The organism is Shinella sp. OV683 (assembly GCF_057787725.1).
This window is the reverse complement of the sequence record NZ_CM173543.1, coordinates 3942908-3957847: the sequence shown is the minus strand read 5'-3', so window position 1 is coordinate 3957847 and position 14940 is coordinate 3942908. Positions and strand designations below refer to the sequence as shown.

12 protein-coding genes are annotated in these 14940 nt (G+C 60.5%); 6 read left to right on the top strand and 6 right to left on the bottom strand.

Going from position 1 to position 14940, the window contains the following annotated elements; all coding sequences use genetic code 11:
- Positions 1-58 precede the first annotated feature (58 nt).
- Together ACXHRN_RS19190 and ACXHRN_RS19185 are read right to left on the bottom strand one after the other, a co-directional pair.
- On the bottom strand, positions 59-2107 hold the full coding sequence (locus ACXHRN_RS19190; RefSeq protein WP_488637902.1) for an oxidoreductase: 2049 nt from the start codon (positions 2105-2107) through the stop codon (positions 59-61).
- Between the two features lie 261 nt (positions 2108-2368).
- The gene (locus ACXHRN_RS19185) at positions 2369-3922 is read right to left on the bottom strand and encodes a trimethylamine methyltransferase family protein (protein ID WP_488637901.1); all 1554 of its coding nucleotides are present in this window, start codon (positions 3920-3922) and stop codon (positions 2369-2371) included.
- 94 nt (positions 3923-4016) lie between these two features.
- Here ACXHRN_RS19185 and ACXHRN_RS19180 point away from each other — a divergent pair, with 94 nt between their 5' ends.
- Positions 4017-4928, top strand: a complete 912-nt coding sequence (locus tag ACXHRN_RS19180; RefSeq protein WP_488637900.1) for a LysR substrate-binding domain-containing protein — start codon at positions 4017-4019, stop codon at positions 4926-4928.
- A gap of 110 nt (positions 4929-5038) precedes the next feature.
- Positions 5039-5278 (top strand): porin, encoded by a 240-nt coding sequence (locus ACXHRN_RS19175; RefSeq protein WP_488637899.1) that lies wholly within the window; start codon positions 5039-5041, stop codon positions 5276-5278.
- 40 nt (positions 5279-5318) lie between these two features.
- Here ACXHRN_RS19175 and ACXHRN_RS19170 read toward each other — a convergent pair whose 3' ends face one another.
- The 4 genes from ACXHRN_RS19170 to ACXHRN_RS19155 all read right to left on the bottom strand — a co-directional run bounded on the left by ACXHRN_RS19170 (position 5319) and on the right by ACXHRN_RS19155 (position 10933).
- Positions 5319-5540: a hypothetical protein gene (locus tag ACXHRN_RS19170; protein WP_488637898.1), complete on the bottom strand. Its 222-nt coding sequence runs from the start codon at positions 5538-5540 to the stop codon at positions 5319-5321.
- A 262-nt stretch (positions 5541-5802) separates the two neighbouring features.
- Positions 5803-7173 carry a putative bifunctional diguanylate cyclase/phosphodiesterase gene (locus ACXHRN_RS19165; RefSeq protein WP_488637897.1) on the bottom strand — a complete coding sequence of 457 codons (1371 nt, stop codon included), beginning with the start codon at positions 7171-7173 and terminating at the stop codon, positions 5803-5805.
- A gap of 133 nt (positions 7174-7306) precedes the next feature.
- A complete protein-coding gene (locus ACXHRN_RS19160; RefSeq protein WP_488637896.1) occupies positions 7307-8938 on the bottom strand; it encodes a PAS domain-containing protein in 1632 nt (543 codons plus the stop codon).
- Between the two features lie 228 nt (positions 8939-9166).
- Positions 9167-10933 carry a monovalent cation:proton antiporter-2 (CPA2) family protein gene (locus ACXHRN_RS19155; RefSeq protein WP_488637895.1) on the bottom strand — a complete coding sequence of 589 codons (1767 nt, stop codon included), beginning with the start codon at positions 10931-10933 and terminating at the stop codon, positions 9167-9169.
- Positions 10934-11063: 130 nt separating this feature from the next.
- Between ACXHRN_RS19155 and ACXHRN_RS19150 the strand changes: the two genes are divergently transcribed.
- The 4 genes from ACXHRN_RS19150 (at position 11064) to waaA (ending at position 14939) form a co-directional block, all read left to right on the top strand.
- A complete protein-coding gene (locus tag ACXHRN_RS19150; protein WP_488637894.1) occupies positions 11064-12410 on the top strand; it encodes a TldD/PmbA family protein in 1347 nt (448 codons plus the stop codon).
- An 11-nt stretch (positions 12411-12421) separates the two neighbouring features.
- On the top strand, positions 12422-13231 hold the full coding sequence (locus tag ACXHRN_RS19145) for a 3'(2'),5'-bisphosphate nucleotidase CysQ (RefSeq protein WP_488637893.1): 810 nt from the start codon (positions 12422-12424) through the stop codon (positions 13229-13231).
- 118 nt (positions 13232-13349) lie between these two features.
- Positions 13350-13592 carry a DUF4170 domain-containing protein gene (locus ACXHRN_RS19140; protein WP_488637892.1) on the top strand — a complete coding sequence of 81 codons (243 nt, stop codon included), beginning with the start codon at positions 13350-13352 and terminating at the stop codon, positions 13590-13592.
- A gap of 21 nt (positions 13593-13613) precedes the next feature.
- Positions 13614-14939: a lipid IV(A) 3-deoxy-D-manno-octulosonic acid transferase gene (gene waaA / locus ACXHRN_RS19135; RefSeq protein ID WP_488637891.1), complete on the top strand. Its 1326-nt coding sequence runs from the start codon at positions 13614-13616 to the stop codon at positions 14937-14939.
- Position 14940 lies beyond the last annotated feature (1 nt).

The window sequence follows — 14940 nt, the reverse complement described above, 5'->3', positions numbered from 1 at the left end:
TTTCCGCACAAAATCCCATGAGAAATGTTGAAGGGATCGTCAGCAGTGTGAATAGACGCTACACCAGCGAACAGATCCTCAGCGCTTCGTAAATCCCGGCATGGATATTGCGACTGGCCACCGCGTCACCGATCCGCACAAGATCGAACTTGCCTTCCGGATTTCGGTCTTCAATCGGATATTTCCGTGCGATCAAGGCCTTGTAATCCAAGGCGCCGAGATTACGCGACAGCGGCTTCAGCGCCTTGTAGAGCCCGTCATTGGCCTCTGTGGCATGTTCGACCGCCACCTGCGCGACGCGCCGCTCGATCCGTGATGCCCGGTCGTAGTCGGAGCCCAGCGTGGCGACCAGGCTGTTGCCGTCACGGCGCACGGCAAGCAGCCGCGTGTTGATCGTTACCCGTACATTCGGCTTGGCGAAGGCCCGTGCATAGGGCACGTGGTTCATGCCACCCATTTCAGGCGCAAAGAAGCGCTCCGGCGATACGACTTCCAGTTCGATGCCCTGGTTGGCGATCAGTTCTGCAGCGGTCATGCCAGCATGCGCGCCGTTGTCGTCGAACAGGAGGACAGGCCCTTCCGGCTTCACTGTGCCGGCGATGATATCCCAGCTGGAAACAACGAGCCCGTCGCCTTCCGATAGCGGTGGGTTCTGCGGCATGCCGCCGGTGGCGATGACAACGAGATCGGCATCGCGGGACAGCACGTCGTCTTCCTCGGCATAGGTGTTGTAGTGGATAGGAACGCCCAGCCGGGCGAGTTCCTCGACGCGCCAGTCGACGATGCCAATCATCTCCTTGCGGCGCGGGTTGCGGGCCAGCAGCTGTATCTGGCCGCCGGCCTCGTCCATCGCTTCCAGCACCTCGACCGCATGGCCGCGCGAGGCGAGGACGCGGGCGGCCTCAAGTCCAGCAGGGCCGGCACCGATCACCAGTGCCTTGCGGATCTTGCCCTCGGTCCTGGTAATGACTTGCGGGATCAGCGCTTCGCGGCCGGTCGCCGCATTGTGAATACAGAGCGCCTCGCCACCTTCATAGATTCTGTCCAGACAGTATGTCGCGCCGACGCAGGGACGGATCTCGGCTTCGCGGCCCGATCTGATCTTGTTGACGATATGCGGGTCTGCGATATGGGCGCGCGTCATGCCCACCATGTCGAGCTTGCCCTCAGCAATTGCGTGACGGGCAGTGGCGACATCGGCGATGCGTGCGGCATGGAAGACCGGGAATTTCGTCTCCGCACGCACTTCGCCTGCAAAGTCCAGATGCGGCGCCGAGCGCATGCCCTGGATCGGGATCACCTCGTTCAAATCAGCGTCGTGGTCGATGTGGCCCTTGATGATGTTGAGGAAATCGATCTTACCCGATTTGGCAAACCGCTTGGCGATCTCGACGCCCTCGGCGCGCGACAGCCCGATATCCCAATCCTCGTCCGCCACCATGCGGATGCCGACGATGAATTCCGGTCCGACGCGCTTGCGCACGGCATCGACCACCAGATTGGAAAAACGCATCCGGTTGTCGAGCGAACCGCCGAATTCGTCGTCACGCTTGTTGGTGGCCGGCGACCAGAACTGGTCCATCAGGTGGCCGTAGGCTTCGAACTCGATGCCATCCAAACCCGCGGCCTGCATGCGCTCGGCCGCATCGGCATAGTCAGAGATGATCCGCTCGATATCCCAGTCCTCGATCTCCTTTGGAAAGGCGCGGTGTGCGGGCTCGCGAATAGGCGAGGGGGCTAGCACGGGCAGCCAGTCACCCTTGTTCCAGCCGGTGCGGCGGCCGAGATGGGTGAGCTGGATCATTACAGCGCAATCGTGCTCATGACAGTCGTCGGTCAGCTTCTTCAGCCATGGCACGATCTCGTCCTTGTAGGCCAGCAGGTTGCCGAAGGCGGGTGGCGAATCCGGCGCGACGCTGGCCGACCCGGCCGTCATCGTCATTGCGATGCCGCCCTTGGCCTTTTCGAGGTGATAAAGCCGGTAGCGGTCCTTCGGCATGCCATCATCGGAATAGGCCGGCTCATGCGCCGTCGACATGATGCGGTTCTTGAGCGTGAGGTGCTTGAGCTTGTAGGGCTGCAGGAGGGGGTCGTTGGATTGGGTCATGTCTTGGCTCAAGTTTCATTTATGCGTGAGGATTTCACCCCTCACCAACTTCGGCCAAGGGCTCGCGACGCTCGCCCGGCCTGCGTATCCTCTCCCACAAGGGGAGAGGTAGACTTGCCGTAAGGCTTGCCACGAATGAAAGCGATGCTGGTGGCACTCTGCCTCTCCCCTTGTGGGAGAGGATAGCAAGCCCGTGAGAGGCGTAGCCGATCACTTGGGTGCGCTTGGTGAGGGGTAAATCCCGCACAAGTTCACTTCAAATCAATGCCATGCATCCGCCACATCGTTCTTCTTTCTATTCATATAGTCCTGCAATTCGTCGTCGATGGCGATGTCCAAAGGCGGCGCTTCGTATTCGGCTAGCGTCCGCTTCCATTTCTTGTTGGCGCGGGTGGCCATGTCGGTCGAGCCGCCTTTGTCGCTCCATTTCTCGAACGGTTCGTTGTCGGAAAGCTCGGTGTCCCAGAAGGCTGTCTGGTAGTTGCGCAATGTGTGCTGGCTGCCTAGGAAATGGCTGCCGGGGCCGACCTCCTGGAAGGCGTCGAAGGCCAGCGCATTGTCGTCGAACTCCACCCCCTTGAGATAGGCATGCAGCGCGCCGCAGAAATCCGCATCCATGACGAATTTCTCGTAGGACATCGACAGCAATCCGTCGAGAAAGCCCGCTGAATGCAGGATGAAGTTGGCGCCACAATGCACGGCCGACAGCATCGAAACGACGCCTTCCTGCATCGCCTGGCCATCGGGAAGCTTGGAGTTGGAGAAATTGCCCGCGCATCGGAGCGGCAGCTTGAGCCGCCGCGCCAGTTGACCCACCACCATCGATCCGATCGCGGGCTCGGGGGTGCCGAAGGTTGGCGATCCCGACCGGAGCGACATGGAGGACAGGAAATTGCCGAAGATCACCGGCGCACCTTTGCGCTCGAGCTGCGTCAGGGCACAACCGACGAGAGTCTCGGCCCAGCTCTGGGCGATTGCGCCGGCATTGGTCACAGGACCCATGGCGCCGCCCAGAATGAACGGCACGATCACGGCTGCCTGGTTGGCGCGGGCATAGGCGCGCATTGCCTTGGTCATCGTGCCGTCCCAGACCAGCGGCGAGTTGACATTGACGTTGCCGAGGATGACGCAATTCTTGTCGACGAAATCGCGGCCGAACACGATCCGCGCCATGTCGATGGATTCGTCGGCGCGATTTTCCGCCGTCACCGAGCCCATGAAGGCACGGTCGGAATACTTTATGTGGGAATAGACCATGTCGAGATGGCGCTTGTTGACAGGCAGGTCGACCGGCTCGCAGATCGTGCCGCCGGAATGGTGCAGCCATGGGCTTGAATAAGCCAGCTTGATGAAGTTCTGGAAGTCCTCGATCGTGCCGTAGCGGCGGCCCTTGTCGAGATCCATCACAAAAGGAGAGCCATAGGCGGGCGAGAAAATCACCGACTTGCCGCCGATCTCGACGCTGCGGGCAGGGTTACGGGCATGCTGGGTGAAGGAGGCGGGCGCCGAGGAGACGATTTCGCGCAGCATAGCCGGCTCGAACTTGACGTTCAACCCGTTGATCTTGGCGCCGGCCTTGCGCCAGAGCTCGAGCGCTGCCGGATCGTCGCGGAACTCGATGCCGATTTCGGCGAGGATCCGCTCGCCGGTCTTCTCGACCCGCTGCAAGCCTTCTTCGCCCAATATGTCATAGGTGGGGATGTTGCGGACAATGTAAGGCACGCCGATCGGCTTGGCGGAGGGATCGCGCCGTTTGCCACGTTCGCGCCGGGTTGGTGCCGCCTCGATGGTTTTGTCCGCTTCAGCTACCGTCATGGCGATAAACTCCCCTGTTGTTGACCGGGAGATTATCGGCGTTTCCCACCGATGTATCCTTCCAATTTTTGGGGAGAAGATATAAATTCTCCTTATGCAAAACCTTAAGAGACTGCTGCCCTCCGCATCCTCGCTCGTCGTCTTCGAGGCCGCTGGCCGGCATGAGAATTTCACCCGCGCTGCCGACGAGCTAGGCATGACCCAAGCAGCAGTTTCGTATGCGATCCGGACGATGGAGGATCAGCTCGGCGTGCCGCTGTTTCATCGCAGCCATCGGGCCGTGGAATTGACGGAAGCTGGCGCCCGCTTTCATGCCGATGTCTCGGCGGGGCTGACGCGGATCCAGAAATCCGCAGAAACCATCCGTGCCAAGGGCCGCGAGACCAACGTCACGCTGGCTGCCTCAACGGCCTTCGCCTCGATGTGGATGCTGCCACGTATCAACCTGTTGCGTGAGGACCTGCCGGAGATCGACCTGCGCATCCAGACGTCGGTGCGTGATCTCGATCTGGAGGAAGAGGCGATTCCGCTCGGTATCCGCGGAGGTGACCCCGCAAATTGGCCGCAATACCATACGGCGATCATCGCGCCGGAGGTGGTCAATGCTGTCGCCAGTCCCGCCTACTTCGATGCGCTCAGGGCGTCGCCGTCGCTTTCCGAGATGACCGATCTGCGGCTGATCCACCTGGAGGAACCGGTGCGAGAGGCCTGCGATTGGAAGGAGTGGTTCGAAAGTGCCGGCATCGAGTATCGGCGGCCGTATCGCCCGCTTGTCATCAACGACTATGTGCTGGTCATCCAGGCGGCGTTGGCGGGCGAGGGGATCGCACTCGGCTGGCAGCACCTCATCGATCCGCAGATCAGATCCGGCGCGCTGGTGCCGGTCGGCAATTATGTGCTGGAAACCGGCAATGCCTTCTATGTCGTCTGGCCGCGATCACGCGAACTCAGTTCGCCGGCAAGGAAGGTACGCGATTGGCTCGTCCAGCAAGGGGCAGGGCAATGATGATCGGCCTTTCCTCAACCATCAGATTGCCCTATTCTGACCAATACTGATGACCTTCTCTTTGCCTGAGGGCTGACATGCACATCAAAAGTCTTTTACTCGGCAGCGTAATGGCTCTCGTTGCCCTCTGCGGCGCAAGTGCCGAAGACGCTGTTGTGGCCGATGACCCGCTAGGCACCGGAACGGTCAACGTCTGCGATGCCTACGGAACGGGCTACACCCATGTTGCCGGTGCGGGAACCTGTGTGAAAGCCAGCGGCCAGGTCCGATATGAAAAGAGCTTTGGTTCGCGCACAACGCGTGGAAGCCATGGTCGCGTGACGCTGGATTTTGAAACCCGCAGTGACTGAGTGATGGCTGGGCTTGGCGATCCGAAATATCAACGCCAGCTCAATTGCTGTTGGCAGCCTTGATATGCTTTTTCGGCTTTTCGGCCAGGTAGATCACGTAATTCTCCGCAGCATCGGCGATTGCAATCGCTGCTTCCGCTTCTCGCCATCCGGCTCTGACTGCCTGGACCACGAGGTCGCGCATTGCCGCCTGGAATACAAACTCGCAGTCGCGGGCTCGCTCGCTTTGATAGACGGAAAATTTTGGTGCCCTGATCTCCATGGCCAAATCCTGCCAGCAAGGACGAGAAATGCAAGAAAGAGCTAATAAAACGGTTACCAGGCACGGTTACCGCGCACGTATGTGCCAAAAACGTGTCACGGCCGGCCTTTGGGCCGGATGAATTTGCTTCATTATGGGCGGCTTTTGGCTTGGTGATACATTTTGACACGACACGGGCCAAAAGCCGTGGTCCTGACGAAAATTCCGGCGAGCTAACAGTAAAACGCTTTGGAGGAAGTTTGGCACACTCGCTGGAGTGACATCAGGCGCTCTTCGCCGTTTGCTCTTCCGCGCCCTCTCCGTCGATATATTTGCGGGCGATGTAATCCAGCGTTGCCTCTGCATCGACGGGGCGGCCGTAGAAATAGCCCTGGCCCATGCCGCAACCGAGTGCCTTGAGGCGCAGTGCTTCGGAAAAATCCTCGATACCTTCTGCGACCACTTCCAGTTCCAGGCCGCGGCACATGGCGATGATCGCCTTGACGATGTGCTCCGAGGCATTGTCGGTGGTGATGCGCGAGACGAAGGCGCGGTCGATCTTGACCTTGTCGAAGGCGAAGTCGCGCAGGCGGCCAAGGCTCGACTGTCCCGTGCCGAAATCGTCGAGCGCGATGCGGACGCCGGCGGCACGCAACTCGGTGACGATCTTGTGGGCCGTGTCCGGGTCGGTCATCATCGCCGTCTCGGTGATTTCGAGTTCAAGGCGGCGAAGGTCGAGGCCGGTGCGGTTGATGATGGCGAGAATGTTGAAGGCCGTAGACGGATCCATCAGCTGCGCCGAGGATAGGTTGAAGGACAGGAACAGTTCCTTGGGCCAGGAGAGGGCGGCTTCTGCCGCCTTGCGCAGCAGCGTCTCCGACAGCGCATCAATGAACCCGCGTTCTTCCGCCAGCGGTACGAAGACCGAAGGCGAGACAAAGCCGAGGTCGCGGTCGATCCAGCGCGCCAATGCCTCGAAGCCCACGACCGTGTCATTCATCAGGTCGACGATCGGCTGGAAATGTACGTCGACTTCATCGGCGATGATGGCGTTGCGCAATGCTTGTTCGAGCTGCGTCGCACGCTTCATCTGTTCGGCGATTTCGGTGGAATAGACAGTGATCTGGCTGCGGCCGCGACGTTTGGAACGATAGAGCGCGGTCTCGGCGCTTTTGACGAGATCGTCGAAATCTTCGCCGGCAAACGGGTGGATGGAAAAGCCGAACGAAGCGGAAAGCCGGACATTGCGCTCGCCGAGGTCGTAGGGCGCCGAGAGCACTTCCTTCAACATCATGCCGGTCTTTTCGGCGCTGCGGCGTTCGAACACCAGCGGGAAGAGAAATGCGAATTCATCGCCCTCATAGCGCACCACGGTCGCGCCATCGGGGATGCAGGCCTTGAGGCGGTGAGCGACCTGACAAAGGATCTGGTCGCCGGAGGATGGTCCGAAGAGGTCGTTGATGGGCTTGAAGCCGTCGAGATTGGCGATGCAGATGGTGAAAGGGGCAGGATCGTCGGCACGTTCGGTGATCAGCTGGCGAACTTTTTCACGGAATCTGTAGCGATTTCCAAGCCCCGTCAATGGATCGGTGAACGCCAATGTCTGTAGTTCATTCTGGCTTGCCGGCGATATGCCCGCATCAGCGACAGTCATCTGCAAATTCCCTGCAAGCAATTCATTTCAATTTTAAAGAGTGGTACGAAAGTATTAAAAATTGCCTTTCCCGGAACACCTATTTTTCCGGGCGCGGCTCAAAAAAATCTGGAAATCCGTAAAATATGCAATCTCAGGCGGCCGTTTTTGTGGATGCTGCCGCCAAATTGCGAAACTCGAACAGATGCTTGCGGATCATTGCGTCCACGGCGTCAGGGCTGAGCGGCTTGACCATCACATCCGTGAAATCTGAGGACCCGCACTGCTGCTCGCCCTCGATCGCGCGTTTGGAGAGCAGGGCGATCATCGCAGGCTTTTTGGGCGCGCGGAGATAGGCCTCGGTTACCTGCCCGGCAAATGCATCGAACGCCATGTCTGGCAGGGTGACATCGGCAAAGATCATCGATGGACGAACTTCCGCAATTCGCGCAAGCCCTTCCTCGCCATTGGCCGCAAGCACGTAGTCTAGGCCGAGGCTGCCGAAAATCTGTTCGACGGCCAACTGGTTGATCGGGTTGTCCTCCACGACGAGGATTTCGATTTTCGGCGGGCTAGCCGCCGCACTTTCGCCGGCTGTTACCTGCGGCTGGCTCGCACCGGTCAGGGACGCCGGTGCTGTGGAAAAGACGGCGTCTTCGTCGGCGCGGAGGGTCTTGTGCTTGATGCCGAACTGTTCGGCGATATCTGCAAAACCGCTGCCGGCATCTGCGGTAATAACGATGAGATCGATATCGAGCCCCGCGGCACGCGCCGCCGGCACAAACGCAGACAGTTCGGCCTCGCTACGGACGACACAGGTGTCTGCGTTGTCATGTTTCCTTGCAGTCGCAGGTATCTCCCCCGTGGCCGAAACATAGACGATCCGTTTGCGCTCGATGATAGCGGGCTCCTTGCCTTCGATCGTGACCTGTTCACCGACGGCGCCGACGCGCAATGCGAGGTCAGCGCGAGGCGGAGTTGACCCGGCCCACTCGCCGCCGGTTGGAATTTCCTCGAAACTCATGGCGAGGTAGGGTTGACCCGGTTTGCCGATCCGCCGTGCGCGATGCAGGATCGTCCTCACCCCGCCTTCGGGATGACTGACGGTCATGACGACCTGCCGCTCGTTGCCGCTGGCAAACAGCATGCGGTCGTCGGCATCGAGCGATGTCGCCAGATCGTGTTCGAACAGGTCCCAGATGCCGCGACCGAGCACGGCCTCGGGCGTGGTGTTCAGCATCGCGCAGAAGCGCTGGTTGACGGCGGCGAAATTGAGATGGCGATCCTTGACGGCAATGGCGACCGGCAGCGCGTCGAGGACCTCTTCGGTCAGCCTCACACGCTCCTGCTCCTGCCGCCAGAGAATTTCCTTCTTCTTGTACTCGGAAACATCGAGCAGGATCGTCAGGCCGAGGCCCGAGGGAAACCGGCGGCTGACCATGCGTAGCCAGCGGCCAGGACCACACTGCTCGATCGTGTCGACCCGTTCCTTCCAGGCGACGGCGACCCGCTCGGCGATCCAATCGTCGCGGTTGACGGACGGCTTCTGGACATCGGCAATGCCGAGGCGGCAGCCGGCGTCGAAGAGTGCACTGTAGAGGTCGCGTGCCCGCTTGCCGGGCTTGATGGCTTCGTCGGGAATGGGGAAGAGATGTTGCAGGCGGACGCTGGCAAAACTCACCTCGTCACGCTTGTCGGTCACAAACAGGGCAGCGCCCAAGGCTTCGCAGAAGACCTCAAGCAAATTGCATTGCATGATGGCGTCAAATGACGCGGCATCGCTCATCGCGGGGGCTCCCTGTTGCCCATAGGCTATTCTTATGAATGTTGCATGCTGGGTTGGGCCTGAAGCGGGAAACGGCAGGCCGAATACAGGATCACCCCAGCTGGTGGTCCAAGCCTGAACGGGAGTAAGGCGTCCCGTTTCCTGCGGTCATTTCAAGTTGCCTTATAAATTACATGATAAAATTAATCTCGGTTTAATAAAACCATCGCGCGAACAAGAAAGAGATGTCTACTCCGCGGCTTCCTGGCGCGGCTTGATCAAGGGCTCGGGCTGCACAGGCTGGTTGAACAGCATTTCGCGGCCGGCGCTGATGCCTTCCACGGATTGGAGCTGCAGGCGTGCTTCGTCCCGCTTGCGGATATCGTCGGTGAACTCCGCCGCTTCGGATTCGGCAATGCCGAGTCCCTCAAGCGTTTTCTGGCCGAACAGCAGCCCCGATTCCAGTGTTTCGCGCAGCTCATATTCGACGCCCTTGGCTCTCAGCGCCAAGGCATGGACGCGGTCATAGGCGCGCACGAAAAGTCGTGCGTCCGGATATTCGGACTGAACGAGATCGACGATACGATCGGTCACCTCGACCTTTTGAGTACAGACCGCGATGATCTTTGCCTTCTCGATACCACCGGCCACCAACACGTCCTTGCGGGTGCCATCGCCAAAATAGATACGAAACCCGAAGCGCGAGGCCTGGCGGATACGATCGGCGGATTGATCGATGATCGTCACGCTGCGGCCGCCGGCCAGCAGGATCTGCGCCGCGATCTGGCCGAAGCGCGAAAAGCCGATCATGAACACGTCGGCACCTGCGCCCTCGAAATCCTCGTCGAGTTCCTCGCGACTTTCCGGCTTTGCAAAGAAGGCGGGAATGGCCGCGACCAGCGGCGTCAGAGCCATGGTGACGGTGACGATGGCGATCAGCAGCGAGGCGGTCGCCTGCGGGAACACGCCGGATGCGGCGGCGGCCGTAAACAGCACGAAACCGAATTCACCACCTTGGCTCAGCAGGGTCGCATTCTTGAGCGCGTTGACGGGTGGCGAGCCGGCAATGCGGCAGATCAGGTAAATCACCAGCGTCTTGGCAAGCATGATCAACGGCACCGCGATCAGGATGAGCAGCCAGTTGTCCAGCACCACCTGCAATTCCAGCGATAGGCCCACGGCCATGAAGAACAGGCCGAGCAGGATACCGCGGAACGGCTCGATGTCGGCTTCCAACTCATGGCGATAGGAGGATTCGGCGAGCATTAGCCCGGCGAGGAAGGCGCCCATCGCCATCGATAGCCCAGCCATTTCCATGACCGTCGCCGCGCCCAGCACGACGAAAAGAGCGGCGGCGATCATCGCCTCGCGCGCGCCGGTGCGGCCGATGATCTGGAAAAGCGGCGTCAGCAGGTAGCGCCCGACCAGAACGAGACCGATCACGGCGCCGATGGCGATGCCGGCACTGACAAGGCTGAAGCCACCATGCTCGCTTTGCGGGGCGATGAACGCAGTCAGCGCCAGCAGCGGCACGATGGCAAGATCTTGAAACAGCAGGATCGAAAACGACCGTTGCCCATAATGAGTATTGAGGTCGCCTCGATCTTCGAGGATCTGCAGCGCGAACGCGGTCGAGGAAAGGGCCAAGCCGAAGCCTGCGACCACCGCGCCTCGCCAATCAAGCAATCCGGAATAATAGGCAAGGGCAGTCAGCAATGCGCCGGAAATCAGCACCTGCGCCGTACCAAGACCAAAAATATCCCTCCGCAACTGCCAGAGCCGCGAGAGCTTCAGTTCCAGACCGATGATGAACAGCAGGAAGACGACGCCCAATTCGGCGACCGAGAGGATTTCACCTCCACCACTGATCGCATGCGCGATCGGGCCGATCACGACGCCCGCGGCGATATAGCCAAGCACCGTGCCAAGGCCAAGTCTCTTGAACAGCGGAGCCGACACGACGGCACCCCCAAGCAGGAGCAGGGCTTCGCTGAAGAGTGCATGCGGCTCGGACATCAGGCGGTGTTATCCCCAAAAACAGAGTAATGTGAGCTCCGGCACTGGCGCAGGCCGAGAAAGATAAGTAGTGCGACCCTTGATGATTTTGCAAGCGCACAATAAATGAAATGCATGAGAAAGGCCTTCCATGCTTGAGCCCATTGATTCCCAGAATTTGATTTCCCGCGCATCAGAGCTTGTCGACCTCGCCCGCAAGGCGGGCGCGACGGCTGCCGATGCCGTCGTCGTTCGTTCCAAGTCGCGCTCGGTCTCCGTCCGCCTCGGCAAGGTGGAAGGCGTCGATGCCTCCGAAAGCGATGACTTTTCGCTACGCGTCTTCGTCGGCTCCCGCGTCGCCAGCGTCTCGGCCAATCCGGGCTTTGACCTGACGGTGCTGGCCGAACGCGCCGTGGCGATGGCCAAGGCCTCGCCTGAAGATCCATTCGCCTGCCTCGCCGATGCCGCCGACCTGTCGCACAACCATCCCGATCTCGGCCTCTTCGATCCCACAGAGGTCTCTTCGGCTGAATTGACCGATGCCGCGCTCGAAATGGAAAGCGCGGCACTGGCGGTAAAAGGCGTGACCAATTCCGCTGGTGCCGGCACGTCCGCCTCCATGGGCGGCTTGGTGCTGGTCACCTCGCACGGCTTTTCCGGCTCCTACATGGCAACGCGCTTTGGCCGCGGGATCAGCGTCATCGCCGGCGAGGGCACGGGGATGGAGCGCGACTACGAAGGCGATTCCCGCCTACATTTCGCCGATCTCGATCCGTCCGACGAAATCGGCCGCAAGGCCGCCGAGCGCGCCGTCAAGCGGCTCAATCCGCGCAAGGCCGATACCGGCACCGGCATCACCGTGATCTACGATCCGCGCGTGTCGCGCGGCCTCGTCTCGCATGTGGCGTCCGCCATCAATGGCGCGTCGATCGCCCGCAAGACATCCTTCCTCAAGGACCGGATGGGAGAGCAGATCCTGCGGCGCGGCCTGGTGATCAGCGACAATCCACTGATCTACAAGGGCTCCTCGTCCCGCCCCTTCGATGGCGAAGGCGTGCAGGGCCAGCCGATGCTGATGGTGGAGGACGGCGTGCTCAAGCATTGGTTCCTGGCAACCTCGGCAGCCCACGAACTTGGCCTGAAAACCAATGGGCGCGGTGTTCGCGGCGGCACATCGGTCTCGCCGTCGTCGACCAACCTGGCGCTCGAGCCGGGTGAAGCAAGTCCGGAAGAAATGATTGCGTCTGTCAAAAACGGCTTTTATCTCACCGAACTGATCGGCCATGGCGCCAATGTGGTCACCGGCGAATATTCGCGTGGCGCTTCCGGCTATTGGATCGAGAACGGCGAGCTGACCTATCCGGTCTCGGAAATCACCATTGCCTCGAACATGAAGGACATGTTCCTCAACATGATCCCGGCCAACGACATCGACCGAAAATTCGGCACAGCCGCCCCGACAGTGATGATCGAGAACATGACCATCGCCGGACGGTGAGAAAGACCAATGTGACCTTGAGCCCATCCTTCGCTGACGCGCGCGAAAGCGCCGATATCGCTATATTGGTCGATGCGGCGCTGGCGGCCGGGCGCGAGGCGATGAAGTTCTTCAAGAACGACGTGAAGATCTGGTGGAAGAACGAAGGCACATCGCCGGTCACGGCGGCGGACCATGCGGCCAACGATATCCTCGAGGCGCAACTGCGCGGCGCGCGGCCCGATTACGGCTGGCTGTCGGAAGAAAGCGAGGACGCCAAGGCACGGCTCTCTGCACACCGCGTGTTCATCGTCGATCCGATTGACGGCACGCGCGCTTTCATGACCGGCAAGGACACCTGGGTCGTCAGCGTTGCCGTCACCGAGGCGGGCCGTTCCGTGGCGGGCGTGCTCTATGCGCCTGCACTTGATGAGCTTTACGTCGCAACATCGGACGGCCTGGTCGAGAAGAACGGCAAGCCGCTGGTCCTCTCACCGTCGGCTGGTGCCATCCGCATCAGCGGCGCCGATGACAGCATCAATTCGCTGAGCTTGCCGTCCAATGCTCCACTGGAGCGCATCGGTCGTATTCCATCGCTTGCCTATCGCCTGGCGATGATTGCCGATGGCCGTCTTGACGCGACCATCGTCAAGCCGAGTGCTCATGATTGGGACCTGGCTGCAGCCCACCTGATCCTCGCCAACGCCGGCGGTCGGCTGACGGATCGTGCCAATATCGAACCGCTTTACAATCTGGCTGTGCCGAAACACGGCACCCTCGTGGCCTCCCGCGCCGACCTGCACGATACGCTTTTGGCAGCGCTTCCCCCGCACAAAGGCTGAAAATCTGGGACTTGTGGGCGTGGCGACCTGATTTCGTAGACTTGGCCATTGACCCCAACTTACGAATGCCGCAATTCCATGAGGAAAGAGCCGCTTCCCGGACTACAAGGCAAATACTATGACCGAAACCCCAAAACCCAAACAATTGCTACATCTCGTCTTTGGTGGCGAACTGACCAAGCTTGGCTCCACCGAGTTCAAGAATCTCGACGAACTCGACATCGTCGGCATCTATCCGGATTACGCCTCGGCCCACATCGCCTGGAAGTCCAAGGCGCAGCAGACGGTCGACAACGCCCATATGCGCTATTATATCGTGCACATGCACAAGCTCCTCAATCCGGACAGCGGCAAGTCCTGATCCGGGCGAGAAAGGCATTTCATGAGCAGTCTTCGCGCGCGCTTCGCACTTTCGGCCTATCGTTGGGCCGGTGTTGCCGCCTATCCGGCGATCAACACGATGATGGCGTTGCGCACGGCTCGTGGCAAGGAGCAGCGTAGCCGCAAATCCGAGCGCTACGGCTATCCGAGCGCCGGCCGCCCGGAAGGGCCGCTGGTATGGATCCATGCGGCCAGCGTTGGCGAAACCAATGCCGTCGTGCCGCTGATCAAGGAAATCTCGCGCCGAGGCATCACGGTGCTGCTGACAACGGGGACCGTGTCGTCTGCCAAGGTTGCGCATTCCAGGCTCGACGCGGATGTCATCCACCAGTATGTGCCGATCGATCTCTTGCCCGTTGTCCGCCGCTTTCTCGAGTATTGGCAGCCCGATCTGGCATTGTTTGCCGAATCCGAGATCTGGCCGGTGACGATCACCGAGCTCGGCCGTCGCCATATCCCGCAGATCCTCGTCAACGCCCGCATGTCTGATCGCTCGTTCCGCCGCTGGTCTTCGGTCAAGAACATCGCCTCGACGCTGTTTGAAAATCTGGCGCTTGTGATTGCCCAATCCGAACTCGATGCCAGCCGTTTCCAAGAGCTTGGCGCGCTGCCGGTGCTGGTCTCGGGCAATCTCAAGGCCGATAGCGGCCTGCCCGAGCCCGATCAACTGTCGTTGGCGCGCTGCCACCAGCAGATCGGCAAGCGCCAGACATGGGCGGCGATCTCCACCTTCGATGGCGAGGAAAAGGCGGCAGCCTTCGTCCATCGCGCGCTGAAATCCCGCCTCGACATGCTGACCATTATCGTTCCCCGGCATCCCGAGCGCGGCGACGACATCGAAAAGATGTTGATCGAGGAAGGGCTGAACGTCGCCCGCCGCAGCCGCAACGATACGATCGTCGCTGATACGGATGTCTATCTCGGCGACACGATTGGCGAAATGAGTCTTTATCTCAACCTCACCGAGGTCGCCTTCGTTGGTCGCTCGCTGACAGCTGAAGGCGGGCAAAACCCGCTGGAGCCGGCGATGATGGGCTGCGCGATCCTGTCGGGCGGCCATGTCGGCAATTTCCGCGACAGCTACCAGATGCTGGCCCGCAACGGCTCCGCCCGCATGGTGCGTGATACCGAAATGCTGGCCAAGGGCGTCTACTACCTGATGACCAACGAGCCGGCCCGCCACCAGATGATCGACGCCGGCCTTCAAACGGTCCACCAGATGCGCGGCGCGCTGAACGCGACCTTGCGCGGCCTGGAACCCTACATCAACCCGCTGACCATGAAAGCCCGGCTGATGCCGCGCAATGGCGCAGCCGCAGGACGCTGAG

Bases quoted from the DNA above. Each gene is read 5' to 3' on its own strand.
- ACXHRN_RS19185 (WP_488637901.1), bottom strand. From the start codon at position 3,922: ATGACGGTAGCTGAAGCGGACAAAACCATCGAGGCGGCACCAACCCGG.
- ACXHRN_RS19160 (WP_488637896.1), bottom strand. From the start codon at position 8,938: ATGAGCGATGCCGCGTCATTTGACGCCATCATGCAATGCAATTTGCTT.
- ACXHRN_RS19165 (WP_488637897.1), bottom strand. From the start codon at position 7,173: ATGACTGTCGCTGATGCGGGCATATCGCCGGCAAGCCAGAATGAACTA.
- ACXHRN_RS19170 (WP_488637898.1), bottom strand. From the start codon at position 5,540: ATGGAGATCAGGGCACCAAAATTTTCCGTCTATCAAAGCGAGCGAGCC.
- ACXHRN_RS19155 (WP_488637895.1), bottom strand. From the start codon at position 10,933: ATGTCCGAGCCGCATGCACTCTTCAGCGAAGCCCTGCTCCTGCTTGGG.
- ACXHRN_RS19180 (WP_488637900.1), top strand. From the start codon at position 4,017: ATGCAAAACCTTAAGAGACTGCTGCCCTCCGCATCCTCGCTCGTCGTC.
- ACXHRN_RS19175 (WP_488637899.1), top strand. From the start codon at position 5,039: ATGGCTCTCGTTGCCCTCTGCGGCGCAAGTGCCGAAGACGCTGTTGTG.
- ACXHRN_RS19140 (WP_488637892.1), top strand. From the start codon at position 13,350: ATGACCGAAACCCCAAAACCCAAACAATTGCTACATCTCGTCTTTGGT.
- ACXHRN_RS19190 (WP_488637902.1), bottom strand. From the start codon at position 2,107: ATGACCCAATCCAACGACCCCCTCCTGCAGCCCTACAAGCTCAAGCAC.
- ACXHRN_RS19150 (WP_488637894.1), top strand. From the start codon at position 11,064: ATGCTTGAGCCCATTGATTCCCAGAATTTGATTTCCCGCGCATCAGAG.
- waaA (WP_488637891.1), top strand. From the start codon at position 13,614: ATGAGCAGTCTTCGCGCGCGCTTCGCACTTTCGGCCTATCGTTGGGCC.